14 protein-coding genes are annotated in these 17,538 nt (G+C 42.5%); 7 read left to right on the forward strand and 7 right to left on the reverse strand.

The window, feature by feature from the left end; genetic code table 11:
* Positions 1–96: 96 nt before the first annotated feature.
* The 4 genes from Q7A_RS12260 to Q7A_RS12275 form a co-directional block, all read right to left on the reverse strand.
* Positions 97–1,368 (reverse strand): NAD(P)/FAD-dependent oxidoreductase, encoded by a 1,272-nt coding sequence (locus Q7A_RS12260; RefSeq protein ID WP_014707928.1) that lies wholly within the window; start codon positions 1,366–1,368, stop codon positions 97–99.
* A 12-nt stretch (positions 1,369–1,380) separates the two neighbouring features.
* Positions 1,381–2,277 (reverse strand): Hsp33 family molecular chaperone HslO, encoded by an 897-nt coding sequence (hslO, locus tag Q7A_RS12265; RefSeq protein WP_014707929.1) that lies wholly within the window; start codon positions 2,275–2,277, stop codon positions 1,381–1,383.
* 127 nt (positions 2,278–2,404) lie between these two features.
* Complete coding sequence (locus Q7A_RS12270) at positions 2,405–3,436, reverse strand: hypothetical protein (RefSeq protein WP_014707930.1); 1,032 nt, start codon at positions 3,434–3,436, stop codon at positions 2,405–2,407.
* Between the two features lie 147 nt (positions 3,437–3,583).
* Positions 3,584–4,468: an IS982 family transposase gene (locus Q7A_RS12275; protein ID WP_014707931.1), complete on the reverse strand. Its 885-nt coding sequence runs from the start codon at positions 4,466–4,468 to the stop codon at positions 3,584–3,586.
* 263 nt (positions 4,469–4,731) lie between these two features.
* On the opposite strand from Q7A_RS12275, the gene Q7A_RS12280 reads away from it, so the two are divergent.
* Positions 4,732–5,922: a Fic family protein gene (locus Q7A_RS12280; RefSeq protein ID WP_014707932.1), complete on the forward strand. Its 1,191-nt coding sequence runs from the start codon at positions 4,732–4,734 to the stop codon at positions 5,920–5,922.
* A gap of 67 nt (positions 5,923–5,989) precedes the next feature.
* Here Q7A_RS12280 and htpG read toward each other — a convergent pair whose 3' ends face one another.
* The 3 genes from htpG to Q7A_RS12295 form a co-directional block, all read right to left on the reverse strand.
* Positions 5,990–7,897 (reverse strand): molecular chaperone HtpG, encoded by a 1,908-nt coding sequence (gene htpG / locus Q7A_RS12285; protein ID WP_014707933.1) that lies wholly within the window; start codon positions 7,895–7,897, stop codon positions 5,990–5,992.
* Between the two features lie 451 nt (positions 7,898–8,348).
* Positions 8,349–10,361 (reverse strand): methyl-accepting chemotaxis protein, encoded by a 2,013-nt coding sequence (locus tag Q7A_RS12290; protein ID WP_014707934.1) that lies wholly within the window; start codon positions 10,359–10,361, stop codon positions 8,349–8,351.
* A 14-nt stretch (positions 10,362–10,375) separates the two neighbouring features.
* Positions 10,376–12,934, reverse strand: coding sequence for a bifunctional diguanylate cyclase/phosphodiesterase (locus Q7A_RS12295; RefSeq protein WP_151903929.1), 2,559 nt, complete (start codon positions 12,932–12,934; stop codon positions 10,376–10,378).
* Between the two features lie 378 nt (positions 12,935–13,312).
* Here Q7A_RS12295 and Q7A_RS12300 point away from each other — a divergent pair, with 378 nt between their 5' ends.
* The 6 genes from Q7A_RS12300 to Q7A_RS12325 all read left to right on the forward strand — a co-directional run bounded on the left by Q7A_RS12300 (position 13,313) and on the right by Q7A_RS12325 (position 17,515).
* Positions 13,313–14,065, forward strand: a complete 753-nt coding sequence (locus tag Q7A_RS12300; protein WP_014707936.1) for an endonuclease/exonuclease/phosphatase family protein — start codon at positions 13,313–13,315, stop codon at positions 14,063–14,065.
* Between the two features lie 105 nt (positions 14,066–14,170).
* A complete protein-coding gene (locus Q7A_RS12305) occupies positions 14,171–15,106 on the forward strand; it encodes a sodium-dependent bicarbonate transport family permease (RefSeq protein ID WP_014707937.1) in 936 nt (311 codons plus the stop codon).
* A gap of 118 nt (positions 15,107–15,224) precedes the next feature.
* Positions 15,225–16,145, forward strand: coding sequence for a cation diffusion facilitator family transporter (locus Q7A_RS12310; protein WP_014707938.1), 921 nt, complete (start codon positions 15,225–15,227; stop codon positions 16,143–16,145).
* 193 nt (positions 16,146–16,338) lie between these two features.
* Positions 16,339–16,629 carry a DUF421 domain-containing protein gene (locus Q7A_RS15715; RefSeq protein WP_407939580.1) on the forward strand — a complete coding sequence of 97 codons (291 nt, stop codon included), beginning with the start codon at positions 16,339–16,341 and terminating at the stop codon, positions 16,627–16,629.
* 138 nt (positions 16,630–16,767) lie between these two features.
* Entirely contained in the window at positions 16,768–17,067 is a 300-nt protein-coding gene (locus Q7A_RS12320; protein WP_014707940.1) for a YetF domain-containing protein, read from the forward strand.
* A 112-nt stretch (positions 17,068–17,179) separates the two neighbouring features.
* On the forward strand, positions 17,180–17,515 hold the full coding sequence (locus Q7A_RS12325; protein WP_014707941.1) for a cold shock domain-containing protein: 336 nt from the start codon (positions 17,180–17,182) through the stop codon (positions 17,513–17,515).
* Positions 17,516–17,538 lie beyond the last annotated feature (23 nt).

Genomic DNA, 17,538 nt, shown 5'->3' on the forward strand with positions numbered 1-17,538 from the left:
CCACCACTGCTGGAGGCTATTTTTTCGTCCTACAAGGCGGAGATGAAAGATAAACAAGCCCTCGTATTAAACCCACACCCCAACCACAAAATAAAGCTATTTTATTTTGCTGATCCCAAAACAGCGCAACAGACAGCGTTCATAATAAGATTCGGGAAGACCACGCTTCATCCGGTACAGAAAGTATTTTTCAAAAGCGATTTTGGCCCATTGCACCCAACGACCTTTTTTCATCCAGGCCAAATTACGCGGTGGAATTTGTGGCAAGGCAACAAACGCAGCCCCAGTGTGTCCCATATCGGCCAGACAAACAGCATTCAGACTAGCTCGTGTTTCGATTGGGCGATCTTCAATTGCTGCCTTAATATTTGCAACCGCTGCTTTAGCCATGCTTTCTATCATATAGCCGGTTTTTGGCACCCCTACCGGTACAGCTGTGGCTTCAACTGGTGGAATCGCAATACAAACTCCGACACCGTAAATATTCGGGTAAGCAGGATTACGCTGGAATTCATCCACTTTAAGAAAACCTCGGGGATTGACCAATTCTTCACCCAAATCGGCAACGCAATCCACGCCTTTGAACGCTGGAATCAACATACTGAAATCAAATGCCAGTTGATGTGTTTTGATAGCCTCGGCATTCTCATCCACCTGTTCAACCAACATTGTATCTTTGCTAATGGATTTGACTCGGGCATTAGTGATCCACTTGATATCATTCTTGCGAAGCTCTGATTCAAGCAATCCTTTTGAATCACCCACCCCACCTAACCCCATATGACCAATAAAGGGTTCAGGGGTAATGAAGGTCATCGGTACCCGATCACGTATTTTGGCCTTACGCAATGCACGGTTCATAATAAAGGCAAATTCATAGGCTGGGCCAAAACAGGAAGCACCTTGGGCGGCTCCCACGACTATCGGGCCAGGCTTTTTCAGAAATTGACGCCAGGCATGGTAACTGTCTTCAGCATGATCCACGGTACAGATGGAATGGGTGTGAGCAGTTGGACCAAAACCTTCGATTTCATCAAAAGCCAGTTTAGGTCCAGTCGCGACAATCAGATAGTCGTAGTTTAGGATGCTGTTATCGCCAAGCAGGAGCTGATTGGCTTCCGGCTTTATTTTTGTTACCCCGGATGCATAGAAATCGATGTTTTTGTCGGATAATACCGATGCCAATTCAAAGCTGATATCTTCGCGCTTACGCCAGCCAACGGCAACCCAGGGATTACTGGGAACAAAATGAAAAATTGGGGTATTGGACACCACACTGATACGGTGTGATTTGCCGAGAGCCGCCCGGCATTCAAAAGCAGCAGGCAAACCACCGGTGCTTGCTCCGATAATGATAATATGTGACATGGTTATTCCAGTTTAATGAAGAGTGTCTGAATCATTCTGAATGTTTAGCGGGTCACTGAATAAGCCTGCTACATCCACTGGATCAAACTGATAATGGGTATTACAAAATTCACAGGCAAGTTCAACGAAACCTCGCTCAGCAATAATATCTTCTGCTTCCTGCCTGCCGAGTAATTTGATGGTGTCAGCCACCCGCTGACGTGAACAGGTACAGGAAAATTCTAAGACCGTTGTACTCAATAAACGTACCATTTCCTCATGAAACAATCGATATAATAAAGATACTGCATCCAGTTTTAACAGTTCTTCATGAGTGACCGTTTCAGCAAGAACGTTGATTCGAGTCCAGTTTTCATCATGTTGTTCAGGATCTTGATCGGGTAATTGTTGCAACATCAAACCACCAGCAGTCTGTTCGTCTGTGGCTAACCAAATATGGGTTTGTAATTGCTCGGATTGGGCAAAATACATTTCCAGCATTTCAGCAATGGTTTCACCCTGCACATTGACGATTCCTTGATAGGGTTGTTTAGCGTCAATATTTTCAATGGTGATCGCCAAGTTACCCTCACCTAATAATTCCTGCATGGTGGCGTCTTCGGCAATGTCGCCATCCCAGTTGGCTAAACCACGAAGAGTATGCTCACTGGTGCATTCCACCATTAATAATGATACCGGCCCATCTGACCGGCATTGCAATACCAGACGGCCAGACATTTTAACGGTTTCTGCCAATAGCGCCGCTGCCGCCAACATTTCTCCTAACAAACCAGCCACTGCAGGTGGATATTCACGTTGGACTTTAACGGTTTGCCAAGTTTTTTTAAGTTGCACCCATTCACCACGAATGGCAGCGTTATCAAAAATAAAACGTTGTAAATGATCGGCCTGAATGGCGTCGTCTTGCATGATGAATCCTCACACTGCTTCAATAGCGGGTGGTTATGTGGCAAATAAAGCTGCCGGATGATAGCAACATTTTAACGTATCTGCTAACAAGTGGGGTTTAAGGCTGAGAAGATCAAGCCATAAATCGTCAACGGCCTCTGTTGACTAAAAAATCCCTCAGGGCGGTTGGTAAATATGCTTGAATACGCTCACTGATTTGTTGTTCGTGTTTCTGCCACAAAACACCGAGATAGATAAGCCCAAGACCGATAGCCGTCAGGGCAACTGGAAACAGCAAACTATCCTTGAAAACGACATTGGCCAGATGCCCAAGATAAAACGCCGATCCCATCGCACCAAATACCACGAATACGCGGCGGGAAATCACCACACCAGCACCAATCATCAATAAATTGATGGTGAAATAGAAAAACTTCGCCAGCTCACTGTCCGAGTATTGCGACGTCATCCCGCCCCAGAAAGCGAGAACTCCAAATAAATATAACCAGAACGCATAATCGCCGGATTTGTAGCCACGCATATCCACCCAGAAAGCAAACAACGTAATTATCAGACCAAAATACAGCGACACCAATGCCCGTAATTCAAAATTGGCGTAGCCACCGACAATCATTGCCGCAATATCCATCGACAGATACCACAACGTCACCGCAATCGGCATCAGTAAAAAAGGATAGCGGTAGCGATAGAAAATAATTGCCCCCACTGCCAAAGTGCCCAGCTCCATAAATAACCAATGCCACTGGATATAACGATGATAATCACGATACACACTATCATCCGGCCACCAGCCCATTGCCTGCTGCAGCCCGTAAATCGCCAGAGGCGTCAGCGCCACCACAAAGGTCGCACAAATCCCTGCGGGAATGGCAAAGCCTTTTGCTTGAAAACGATTCACCAGCTTCAGTCCCACGCCCGCATAGGCCAGACTGATAAAAAAGATCCCCCAGCCACCAAAGTTTTCCCATGCCAAAGTCATAAATAAGGTCATTGCACCAATGGCAATCAGAGCGCCCATGTAATAAAGCACATGAGTAAAGTCAAAGCTGGGGCCAGTCGATGGTTGGGATTTGAAAAAATCGAATAGCTTTTCTGCTTGTTCCTGGGAGATAAGCTGTTGTTTAACAGCTGAATCAAGCTGTTTTTTTGTAATATTCATCAGCGCTGTCCTTCGCGATGGTTATAGTGTGTTATATCCAAGAGGTTGATTGTGAGTTGCTGCCAGGGTTTTATCAAGTGGTACGGATTTTGGTGTGATTAATAGGTTAGTACTGCTTGATCATTCTTAATCAATTCCTAATAAACCTCAGATCTGCATAAGCGCGCCCTTTTCATTCCTGTTCAACTTGATAGAAGGCTTCTTGGGTTGGAAGGTATAAGCCACCAATCCAGCCATGAGGTGGACCATAAAGCTGACAGGGCTGCGGTGCCGTGAGTGTTCGATTTGAGAAATATTCTTCAATTGGTCAAATATTGTTTCAATCACATAGCGTTTTCTCAACATCAACCGGTCCCATAACGTCATCAGTTGCGGTTTCATATTCTTGCGAATGCCGGTGACCAGCTTAATGCCTTGTTCGGCTAATGGCTCTTTAAGTGTTTGAGACAGATAACCTTTATCGCCATACAAGGTGCCCCATAGCTGTTTGACCATGTCCGGTATGGGCTTGCGGTCATCAATATTGGCCGTTGTGATTTTTACTGAAAGTATTTCACCTTGTTCGTTCACTAACAGGTGTAGCTTGAAGCCATAAAACCAGCCCATGGTGCCCTTGCCTCGCTCTGCAACACCGCTAAAGACACGGTTCCGAGGAATGCGAATGTTGTGGCATACCGCCAGTTTGGTTGAATCAACAAAGGCGATGCCGGTTGGTTTGCCGTAACGTTGTGTCATAAAGGCACACAGGGGAACCAGCACACTTTGCAGCAGTTTCAACATGCGGGTATAGCTAACCAGTTGGGGGAAAGCTTGCTTCAAGTGCTTCCGGGCATAGTGTGTATAAAAGGTCTTGAAGTCTCTGAAGCGGAGCTGGTGAAATAAAATCAGAATAGTGATGACTTCACTTTCCGACAACTTGCCAGGCTTGTTCCGGCATTTATCTCCGGCTGCTATCTGCTGGTGTTGCCAGGCCGGGATAAATCTTTGGCAAAAATCATCGACTTCGCAATACATTTTCTCTAAATTGTACATACTTGAGCCCTTTCGTTTCTCGTTTTTGGTCAAACGATTCGATCGTGGCTCAGGCTTTTAGTTCCTCTTTTCTTATGCGCAGCTCAGGTTAATAAGAATATTGTGTGGCTTTCAGGAAATTACGATTCAGCTTCTGCCTTACAATCCAACCGGCCATTTAACCGGCCATTAATTATCTTACAAACATACCAAGTACATGTTATATTTAAAAAAACAAGCATTAAAAACCGGCATATAAAGCGGCCAAAATACAGGCAAGTGAAATGATCAGAGATAACAATGAATCAACCAGATTATTTGAACCTTTAATGGTTAGCGCAAGCTCTCCTTATAAAGAAGAACTTAATGATCTTGCAGTTGATCTAGTTGCCCATGCAGCTGATTTCCGTAGCAGTTTGCCCGAGTCAATCGCATCGTCTTTGGTAGAACTGATCCGTTCCATGAACTGCTATTACAGTAACTTAATTGAAGGTCATCCTACCCATCCCATTGATATTGAACGTGCCTTAAAAGGTGATTACAGTTCTGATCCAGAAAAGCGAGATCTTCAGTTTGAGGCAGAAGCACATATCGCCGTGCAGAAATGGATTGATGAAGAAGGCTTAACTGAAGCGCCGACATCCCCAATGATGCTCCAAGAAATTCATCGTCGTTTTTGTGAGCAGTTACCTGCAGAGCTTCTTTTTGTAGAAATGCCAGAAACGGGCGAACGTATTCCTGTCACACCTGGGGTATTCAGGGAAAGAGACGTCAAAGTCGGTCACCATATCGCTATTAGCCCAGGCGCGGTATCCAGATTTATGAATCGTATGGATGAGGTTTACAGCACGGCTGGGCGAATTGAATCGATCCTCGCGGCTGGATATGCCCACCACCGATTACTGTGGATTCACCCTTTTATTGATGGAAATGGAAGAACAGCACGACTAATGTCTTATGCCATGCTATGTAATTCATTAAACACAACTGGATTATGGTCTGTTGCCAGAGGACTCGCTCGCAAGGAATCAGAGTATAAAAGACATCTACAAGCTTGCGACGCAACAAGAGATGGTGATCTTGATGGACGCGGTACATTGAGTGAAGCGGCACTAGCCGCTTTTACTAAATTCTTTCTGCAGATCTGTATCGATCAGATTCAATTCATGAAGAATCTGATGAAACCTGAGAGATTAAAAGATCGCATTGTGCTGTGGGCAGAGGAGGAAATGCGGGGAGGGCGACTTGCACCTAAATCAGATTCAATTCTACGAGAAATTCTCTATCGAGGGGAACTGGAACGTGGAGAAGTCTCTGAAATATTGGGGGTTAGCGATCGGTCAGCCCGGCGGGTCACCGCAGCACTTATCGAATCTGGTGCCTTAAAATCTGAGAGTTCGCGAGCTCCTTTACGCATAGCTTTTCCAGCCACGTTGGCCGGTCGTTGGATGCCAGGTTTATTTCCTGAACAATAAACATGAAAAAAGACTGAAATGAAAAAGCCCATTACTCTTACAAACCGAGTAATGGGCTGATTTCAGTTTAGGCGCGTTGTAATAACATCGCGTTCAGTTTTTTGACGAAGCTGGCTGGATCGTCCAGCTGTCCACCCTCGGCCAACAAGGCCTGATCAAACAGGATAGATGTCCAGTCACTAAACTGTTCATCGTTCTGTTCGTCTTTCAATTTGGCGACCATTGGATGTTCCGGATTGAGTTCCAGAATCGGTTTGCTGGCTGAAACCTGTTGGCCTGCCGCTTTTAGCATGCGTTCCAGATTTCCGCTCATATCGTAATGGTCGGCTACCAGACAGGCCGGTGAATCGGTCAAACGATGAGTAATGCGAACATCCTTGACCTTCTCATCCAGCGTTTTCTTGACCCGATCAACCAGATCTTCGAAGTTTTTCTCGACTTCTTCGTGCGCTTTTTTTTCTGCTTCGTCTTCCAGCTCACCCAGATCCAGATCGCCTTTAGCAACGGATTGCAGGTGTTTGCCATCAAAGTCTGTCAGAGAATTGACCAGCCATTCATCGACGCGGTCGGTGAGCAACAGGACTTCAATGCCTTTCTTACGGAATACTTCGAGATGCGGACTGTTTTTCGCCGCGGCATAGCTTTCGGCAGTGATGTAAAAGATTTTGTCCTGCTTGTCTTTCATCCGGCTGACATAATCTTCCAATGAAACGGTTTGATCAGCATTACCGGTTTCAGTGCTGGCAAAGCGCAGTAATTTGGCCAACGCTTCTTTGTTGGCAAAGTCTTCGCCTGGACCTTCTTTGATCACCTGACCGAATTCTTTCCAGAATTCAGCATATTGTTCAGGTTCGTTATTGGCCATTTTGTTCAGTTCAGAGAGAATTTTCTTCACTGAAGCAGCACGGATGGTATCAATGACTTTGCTGCTTTGCAGGATTTCACGCGACACATTCAATGGCAGATCGTTGGTATCAATCACACCACGGATAAAGCGCAGATAACGAGGCATCAGTTGTTCGCTGTCTTCCATGATAAACACGCGTTTCACATACAACTTGATGCCGTGCATGCGATCACGATCCCACAGATCAAACGGTGCTTTGGATGGGATATACAGCAGTGAGGTGTATTCGGTGTTGCCTTCGACTTTGTTATGGCTCCAGCTCAATGGGTCCTGAAAGTCGTGAGCAATTTGCTTGTAGAACTCTTTGTATTGCTCATCAGTGATATCGTTTTTGGATAACGTCCATAAGGCTGTGGCTTTATTGACGGTTTCATCTTCGATGATGCTTTCATCGATGTTGCCTTCTTCGTCTGGCACTGGCTCTTTTTGCATGATGATAGGCAGATTGATGTGATCAGAATATTTACGGATCACATTACGCAGACGCCAGCCATTGAGAAACTCATCTTCATCCTCACGTAAATGCAGGATGACTTCGGTACCGCGGGTGGCTTTTTCGATGGTTTCAATATTGAACTCACCTTCACCAGCCGATTCCCACAACACACCGTGTTCTTTAGTGGTACCAGCACGGCGAGTTTTCAGGGTGACTTTATCCGCCACGATAAATGCAGAGTAGAACCCCACACCAAACTGGCCGATCAGTTGTGAGTCTTTAGCCTGATCACCGGTTAACTGACCAAAAAATGCTTTGGTACCACTACGAGCAATGGTGCCGATATTATTGATGACTTCCTCACGGGTCATACCAATACCGTTATCAGTGATGGTGATGGTACGAGCTTCTTTATCAAAATCGACACGAATATTCAGATCACCATCTTCTTCGTATAATGCATCATCAGATAGCGCTTCAAAACGCAACTTGTCAGCAGCATCGGCCGCATTGGAAATCAGCTCACGCAGAAAGATCTCTTTGTTGCTGTAAAGTGAGTTAATCATCAGGTTGAGAAGTTGTTTAACTTCTGTCTGGAAACCCATTGTTTCCTTATGTGCTTCAACGCCCATTACTTTGTTGCCTCCATCTGGCTGTTTTAACGATAGCTCACAAATGGGGTTGGTCGTCTCAGATATCAAGAGTGCTTTTCTGAAAAAGCTTTAAAATTTGATAAATCAGTTATTTAGATTTAGTAAAGTTCAACTTTTTAAGATTCTATCTGCCTATTGCGGCCCCATGATGGCTACCCAAATCAAATGACTAAAATTAATCTATGATGAAAAGGGTGGAGAGCATGCATAAACCAACGCTGTAGCTCTTGTCAGAGGCCTGTTTATAAAACTGCTGGAGATGAAAGATCAACAGATCTAGGGGCTAAAAACTCGAGAAGGACACAGCTTATCAGATGTGGTTTCTCCCTTGATTTGCGTTTTATCCACATGGTCTATTATTCAGAGCAAAATTGTTTATTTGATGTGGTCTAAGAGTTGAGTTCCGACAGCTCTTTGCAGTTGGTCATAATCAGACTTTGAAACGTTGAACAATATTTTCCATTTCCGATGCCAGTTTTGCCAGCTCATTAGTGGCGAGAGCGATCTGTTCTGCCCCCATAAGATTTTCGGATGATAAATCATGCACATAGGTAACATTTCGATTGATTTCTTCAGATACCAACCCTTGCTCCTCTGCGGCACTGGCAACATGGGTACTCATATCAGAAATCTGGGTCATGGATTCAACGATATTGTGCATGGACTGGGTGGCAGATTCGGTACACTGGGAAACATACTGTGCATTATCTTTTTCAATTAACATAACATCAGCTGCTTGTTTTGTGTGTTGTTGCAGGTTTTCTATCATGGCTTCAATTTGTTTGGCAGAGTCCTGAGTGCGTGTAGCTAATACGCGGACTTCGTCAGCAACAACAGCAAAGCCACGCCCATGCTCACCCGCTCGAGCGGCTTCGATAGCAGCATTTAATGCCAACAGGTTAGTCTGTTCGGCCACACCTTTTATAACAGTCAATACTGAACCGATTTCTTGACTACTTTGTGTCAGTTCCTGCATCGCAATGACAGCATTACCGACGCCATCAGCAAGTTTATTAATCGAACGAATGGAGTCATCAATAACTTTCTGGCTGGAAAGGCCGTCATTTGTAGCGTTCTTAACCTCGGCTGCCAGCATCTCGGCATTTTTTGCGATTTCCTTGACCGTACTTGACATTTCGGTCATCGCCGTGGCGATTTGCTCTGATTGGTTTTGTTGTTCAAGTGAATTTGTTTTAGCTTGACTGGTAGTTGACGATAATTCTTCAGAAGCAGTAGCTAATAATGAGGCGTTATTACGTAACTGATTGACCATGCCATTCAAGTGTTTGGTCATTTTATTAAGGGCATCAACGATTTGGCGAGATTCATCCTGTGTGCTTGATTGGACTTCAATAGTCAGATCACCATTTGCAATCTGATCAGTAGCCAGAACCAAGTTTTGAATGACCTCAATGGTCGAGCGATAAAAGCCGATAAACAGGTAAATTGAAATGGATAATGCCGCGATAATGATAAGAATGAGCATTGTGCGTTCCGATTTCAGGCGATCGATACGCTCCTGTAAAAGTGTATCGAGAACAGGGACCAGAGCATCATATAACTTATAATTGGCTGCAATGGCTTGCGTACCGGACTCGAAGACTTCTTTGGAGTTGACAGTAAGAAAGTCATTACTCAAAAATTCTTCATTGATTATATTAATAAAATTATTGAAAGCTGCGATTCTATTTTCAAGAAAAGTGTCCAAAACAGATTCAAGTTCTGGTTTTTCATATGATGCACGATTAAGAGCCTTATCAGCTGATTCAGAATCACTTAGAATATTGCTAAAAAAAGTAATTAACTGTGTTTTTTCATCTTGGCTAATCTGTCGCTTAGAAGCGAGACCAGAGGCTAAACCGCGCATCTGCCCTAAATTTTCCGTTACTTTAGGAAGCCGATAAACCAATGCCTCGATAATAAAAGAAGAATCAAGCTCTGGATCGAGAACCAGTCCAGAATGTTCACTGACAAGCTCGAATAGATTATTTATTTTTGCAATAAGAAGAGTGTGTTCTTGAAATATATTTCCTGCTGGTGAACTAAAAGAATTTGATTCTATTTGTGTCCAATTGTTTTTAATTTCACTCCAAAGTGTATTAATGTTCAGCTCAGTGCCCAATTCACTGTTATTTTTTTCAATAGTATTAATTTGAGCTGATATTTGTTCTCGTAAATTGATGATGTCGGATTCTAAATTAATTTGACCGCTATGATAGGTATTTATAAGCCCACGATGTTGAGCCAGTTTTTGATATAATGGCCGAACGGTATCTATGTACTTTAATCCTCTTTGTTCTAGTATGCTCGCGTTAATACCTGAGTTAAGACTGTTTACCAAACTAACAAATGTAATGGTCAGCGGGAATAAAAAAATTGCTGCGATAACTGCCATCTTTTTTGGATAGGACAATTTACTCATAAGTGAAACAGCGAAACGCATGATAAGATCCTTTATTATTGAGTATGTATAATTTCGTTGTTTATTAAATAATGGTCAGTAAACTCTTTTTTTGGCATTGGTTTGGCGTAATAATACCCTTGTGCAAAGTCACAGCCGAGTTCCACCAGTATCTGCTCCTGATCTTCATTTTCTATTCCTTCAGCCAGTGCTTTCATGCCAAGACTATGTGCGAGATCGATTGTGGCCAAAACGATAGATTGGTCAGTTTTAGATGTATGAATGTGATCAATAAAGCTTTTATCAATTTTTAGTTTATCTGCATTGAATCTTCTTAAATAGGCAAGTGATGAATAGCCTGTTCCAAAATCATCAATCGATACAGAAATACCAAATGATTTTAATTTAATAATATTCTGCAAGGCCTTGTCAGGATCATTCATAAGGCCAGTTTCAGTTATTTCCAGTTCAATATATTTTGAATCAACCTTAGTGTTTTTAATCCTGTTTTTCATCCAGCTTGAAAATATGGGGTTTTCCAGCGTTTGTGAAGAAATATTTATAGCAATTCTGCCGCTAAATATTGCAACACTTCTACATTCACTTAGATAGTCAAGAGTGTGCTCTATAACCCATTTATCAAGTTTAAAGATTAAACCTGAATTTTCAGCAATCTTGATAAACTCTCCTGGAGAAACATTTCCTAATATATTGTCATGCCATCTAAGCAATACTTCGGCACCAATAAGTGCTTTATCTTTAAGTGAAAACTGTGGTTGAAGGTGTATGTTAAGCCCTTCAGAAGTAGATAGTGCCAGCTCAAATCGTTGCAGTATCAACAGCTCTCTCTGAATCTGTGATTCCATCTCTTTATTGTAAATGCAGTAGGGAAGATTTTTTATTTTAGATTGGTACATTGCAATATCTGCCCTACGCAGAATATCCTGAGAAGTTTTTCCATGTTCAGGGAAGTTTGATATGCCTATTGAAGCACCCAATATATATTGATAGTCATCAATATATATTGGCATTGATAATGTGCGATGTAGATTATTTACAAGTCTTTTTATCATAAACTCTTCAATAAAAAGACTGATAATTACAAATTCATCACCACCGACACGGGCCAATAAAAACTGATTTTTACAGCAATCACTTAATCTTTGGCTGATGGTTTTTAATATGCTATCGCCAACATTATGGCCTTTACTATCATTAATCTGTTTGAAGTTATTAAGATCAATAAATAAAATACTAAAAGAATTATTGCCCTTGTTTAGCAATGTTTTTAATTCTCTGATAAACCTGTGTCGGTTTGGAAGATCTGTCAAAGCATCACTATATGCCATTTTCTCTATATGTTGGTGGGCCTTTTTAAGTTCAGTGATATTATCTTTTACTGCCATGTAACCTTCAGTTTCTCCTGATATATTTTTTATCGGAGATATCTTGACGACCTCAGTAATTAGAGTTCCGTCTTTGCATCGGTTAATAAGCTCGCCTGTCCAGGTAATGCCTTGGCGCAGGTTTTTCCATAAATCTTTATACACTTCTTCAGGGGTTTTGTTTGACTGTAAAATCTTCGGCGTCCTTCCGATAACTTCTTCCGCTTTATAACCTGTTGTCTGAGTGAATGCTTCGTTAACATAAATAATTTTTGTGCTGAGGTCTGTCATCAAAACAGTACTATTACTTTGATTGACAGCCAGTAAGAGTTTTGTAGCTTTATTTTCGACCTGCTTATTCTGTGTAAATAAGCTATGTAAACGCCCCCTCATCTGCTCTAAGTGTGTTAATAATATTCCTATTTCACCCGGTTCATTAATGTTGTTTATGGGGTTGCTCCAGTCGCCATAGCTCATAGTTTCAGCAAACCTGATCACTCTTTTGACAACTGTTCTTATATAGTTAATAGTGCTGATCGAAAATAAACTTGCTGCGATAATACATATCAAGATAGCAGTTGATAGCGTTATTAACGTATTTTTATAATTCTTATCAACTTGTAACAATAATTCTGCAGCTTTATTGTCATTAAGTTCACGTATTCTATACAGTGATTCTACTGTTGCTGTTGCATTTTTTCTAATATTATCCTGAAGTATGCCAAACTCATTATCTGTGATATGTGCTTTATCTTGTCGCTGGCTTAATAGTAATATTTTAAGCCATTCCTTTCGACGTTTTTGAAATTCATTTATAAGATTTATTTCAACTTCATTTTGGCTTATTTTTAATAGGCTTTCAGTACTTCTTGTGATCTCATTTATATTTCTTTTTATTTTACTTATTATATTCTTATTTTCCACCAAGTCATAAGGAAGAACTCGCTGTTGACTAGGCTGGTTTAATGATATCGCCAAACTGTAGTTTTCATTTAATAACTGGGATATTTTTGTGATTTTTATGGCTTTATTATTTTGTATATCAGACTGATCATAAATACTGTTATAAAGGCTGCTTAGTCCGTTCCATGAAATAATTGAAATTGCAGTGATTAAAATAATTACGATACAGCTATATAACCATAACCACTTGGCAAAACCCATTCGATACTGCAAAGCTTGACGAAATATAGAGGGTATTAATGGTTTATGCTCATTCCGGCTTTTCAATTGATCTTTTCCATTAATAACGTATTCAGGTTGTACAAAGTTTGTTTAGTTTACTTTTTATATACATTTTGGAGCACCCTCCTATCGAACTATAGTTACTGTCCGTATGGACTATTCTGGCCAGTCATATTTTTGGAGAACTCAATATCAGAGGGGTGATCGAAATATGCTGCAGTGAGGCTGCAAAAAAGATTTGGAAGATCTTTCCGAGGTACAACCTTGATTCAGAGAACGTTTTTACGCACGCCCCGTTATATAGCATCAGTTTTAGTTGAAGCGGCATTTTTTTGGGCTATGATTTACAGGCGTAAATATAGGTCATATTTTCTACCCATAAGAGATGTTACTGTATTGTTTTAAGCTATTTTCAGAGATGGAATGACCAAACAATCACTTAGAATCCTGACGTACAACCTGCATAAGGGCTTTAATACCGGCAATCGCCAGTTCATTCTGCATGAAATACGGGAAGCGCTGCGTGAAGCGGATGCTGATATTATGCTATTACAGGAAATTCAGGGAGAGCACTCAGGCCATCAACAAAAGCATCAGCATTGGCCTGACTGCCCTCATTGTGATTTTATTGCCGAAGATATATGGCCACATTTTGCTTATGCCAAAAACGCCGTTTATAGCGTTGGCCATCATGGTAATGCCATTCTCAGCAAATATGCGTTGCAAAGCTGGGAAAACATCAATGTTTCCCCCTACTCCTGGGCCAGCCGTAGTTTGTTGCATGGTGTTATTCATTTTCCCGATACCCAACAAGAATTACATATTGTCTGCCTGCATCTGGGTCTAACAGGAACCGAACGTAAACGCCAGCTACAAACTCTGTGTGAACGAATTGATGAACACGTTCCACATGATGCCCCGCTGGTTGTTGCTGGTGATTTTAATGATTGGAATGGTCAGGCTGAAAAACATTTCACCCAACGATTAGAATTGAAAGAAGCTTTTCGAACGCTGCATAAAAGACATGCCAGAACCTGGCCATCTTGGATGCCGATTCTTAAGATGGATCGCATTTATTATCGTGGCCTCGAACCTACATTTTGTGAATGTCCTCCGCATTCTTCATGGAAAATGCTGTCGGATCATGCCCCCTTAATCGCAGGGTTTGATTTTTAAATCAGACTCTCATGATTGCCGTTGCCGCAAACAAGTGCTCGGCTAAATCCAGTAATATCGTTACAATGCCGTTTCTTATTTGTTGTATAACATCAAGGAGTGCCCGTGCCTGATATCGTTGTTATGTTTTTCCTGCTTGGCTTGGTCGGAGGCCTGGTGAAATCTGATCTGGCGATTCCCAAAGCGGCATACGATGTTTTGAGTCTGTTATTAATGCTGACTATCGGCCTCAAAGGAGGCATGGCATTACATGGCAATATGGGCTGGAACCTGTTGCCAGAGCTTCTATCTGTCGCTTTTTTGGGCTTTTTAATCCCGCTTATTTTATTCCCATTACTGTTAAAAATTGTTCGATTAAACCTGGCTGATAGTGCCAGCTTTGCTGCACATTACGGCTCGGTTAGTGCTGGTACATTTGCTGTGGCACTCGCTTATGCTGAAACCCACCAATTGGTTATCGGTGGACAGGTAACGCTTTATCTGGTGCTATTGGAATTACCTGCCATTGTTATCGGCTTAATGCTTTACCGGCATTTCAGTGGGGTAAAACAAGCCGCATCTGGAGGCATGTTGAGTATCCTGCATGAAGCATTAACCAACCGAGGCGTTATATTACTGGTTGGTGGGGTGTTGATTGGCTGGATGTATGGCCCAAGACAAGGAGCTGGGGTAACCGATTTGTACACCGGAGCATTTATGGGTGTGCTCGCATTGTTTCTCTTGGAAATGGGTCTGGTCGCCGCTGAAGCACTGAGTAAATTATCACGCGATAAAATTCCTGTCGTAATATTTGCTATTGTTGCACCCAGTATATTAGCGTTGGCTGGGTTGTTTGTCGGTAAATTGCTTGGATTGCCAGATGGTTCTGTCTTGATTCTGGCAAGCTTAACCGCCAGTGCATCTTATATTGCTGCTCCGGTCGCCGTTCGCTCGGCTATTCCACAAGCCGATATTGGTTTGGCCATGCTGGCGGCTTTAGGGCTGACCTTTCCATTTAATGTGCTTGTTGGCATTCCGCTTTATCACAGTCTGATTGGTTAATCTGCTTGCTCACTACCAGATACCGTCACTATTTCCAACACAGCATCAAGACACACCGGTTGTCATTTATTATTCAGAAACGACGCACACATACTTTTTCTCATTATCAGGACAATTGATGGCACATAGTCACCCCCATCATCATGGAGCCACTAATTACAATCGAGCATTTGCCATTGGCATCAGCCTGAATATTATATTTGTCATTATTGAGGCAAGTTACGGCATTCTGTCAGGTTCGATGGCTTTGCTGGCAGATGCAGGGCATAACCTGAGTGATGTTGTCAGTCTGTTACTGGCCTGGGGAGCCAGTATTCTGGCGAAAAAGGCTGCTACAGAAAAACGCACTTATGGATTTCGCAAAGCGACCGTAATGGCGGCGTTGATCAGTTCTGTCATGTTATTGATTGCCCTTGGTGGTATCGCCTGGGAATCTATCAACAGGATGCTGAATCCCCAGCCGGTTGAGGGTATGACGGTCATTATCGTGGCCAGCATTGGTGTGGTCATTAATACCATCACGGCACTATTGTTTTTTAAAGGGCAAAAACAGGATTTGAATATTCGCGGGGCTTTCCTGCATATGGCTGCCGATGCAGCTGTCTCACTAGGTGTCGTCGTTGCTGGGCTGTTTATTTTGTTCAAGGGTTGGTTATGGATTGATCCTGTGGTCAGCCTGCTTATTGTTGCTGTTATTCTGGTAGGAACCTGGCGATTATTAAATGAATCTCTCAATTATGCGATGGATGCCGTACCGGCCAATATCGATATTAAAAAGATCCAGCATTATTTGTTAAGCTTAGAACAGGTTAGACACTTTCATGACCTGCATGTCTGGCCTTTGAGCACCAATGAAACAGCGTTGACCGTTCATCTGGTCGTTGATGAGTCCGATCTGAATACTGTCTTACTCTATCAGTTGCAAAACCATTTGCATGATCATTTTGGGATCGTACATTCCACCATTCAAATCGAGTCAGTGATGGAAGCTGAAAATTGCCTGTTAAACAGCAGTCATGAATGCCGTAAAGAGCATTAGCCCATGTCCATCGTTAGCTCACAGTATTAAATCAAGCATAATTGACAGAAGATCGGCCTGATTTAACCTTTCAATTGAAAACGTTTGGCGAGTTGGATAAGCAGGAGAAACAAATGAGCCAGATATTTTTTGATAATTGGAAACCTTGTTTCGCACTTTGATTATCGGGGTGCTGGCATACGTCAGTCTGGTAATGTTATTGCGGATTTCAGGCAGGCGAATCTTATCCAAAATGAATGCGTTTGATATGGTTGTGACTGTTGCTTTGGGTTCTACGCTGGCGACTATTTTACTTAATCGAGATGTAGCATTGGCAGAGGGGGCCCTGGCTTTTGCTTTGCTGATCGGCATGCAATATCTGGTGACCTGGTCTAGGGCTTGTTTATCTTTCATATCCACCACTGCTGGCGGCTATTTTTTCGTCCTACAAGGCGGAAATGGATGCGATGTAGTTGTTCTACATAAGTCATTTCCAGCGCCGTAGGGCGGAAAAATAGCCCCAGCCCTGCGGGTTGTGACTGAAAAAGCGCCACTCTGCGTTGCTCGTTGCTTATTTAGAATAACTAAAAGGCGCTCCTCGTGCCTTGATTGACACTTTTTTCAGCTCACAACAGAGGCGGAGATGAAAGATAGTGTCAGAATGCCCTGGGTACGAAAAATTGTCACCGGTGAACCTGCATTGCTGGTCTATGAGGGAAAACTGTTACCGTCGGCGTTGAAACGTGCACGAGTCACTGAAGATGAAATTCATTCAGCTTTACGCTCCGCGGGTAGACAAACATTCGAACAAATTAAAGCCGTGGTTTTGAAAACCGATGGTTCATTTAGCGTGGTGCAGCAAGAAGACAGCCAAACAACTTCCAGTCTGCAAGGCATCGTTGTTCCAGGCAACGGCAAACTCGATGGTTCTAACCTGCATTAACGATGAATACGCTTGTCAGCAATCAATAAAACTCTGCTGGCGAACGTTATTAAACTTCCTTAAAGCGTCTGGCTTTGTTATGTTGACAAGTTATAATTTTGATTAAGATTGAATGAAAATGCATGGAAAGTTAATCAAATGGAAAGATGACAGAGGTTTTGGATTCATCCTTTGTGAGCATAATCAACAGCAAGTATTTGTTCATATTTCAGCCTTTCCCTCCAGCAGTCCTCGTCCCAAAGTTGGTGAAGTGCTTGATTTTGACATTGAAACCACAGCCGATGGTAAAACCAGAGCCATCAATATTAGCCGTGGAGGAGCAGTAAAAACACAAACTCATACTTCGACGATTAAACTCAGAAAAACGCCTGGTAAAAAAACAAAAATTCTCAGCGGGATAATAGTGCTGTTGGTGATTGGGTTGATCGTGGCGAGCGTAAATCAATAACTCCAATCTGATCCAACTCCAAT

This window comes from Methylophaga nitratireducenticrescens (assembly GCF_000260985.4).
Taxonomy (GTDB): Bacteria; Pseudomonadota; Gammaproteobacteria; order Nitrosococcales; family Methylophagaceae; genus Methylophaga; species Methylophaga nitratireducenticrescens.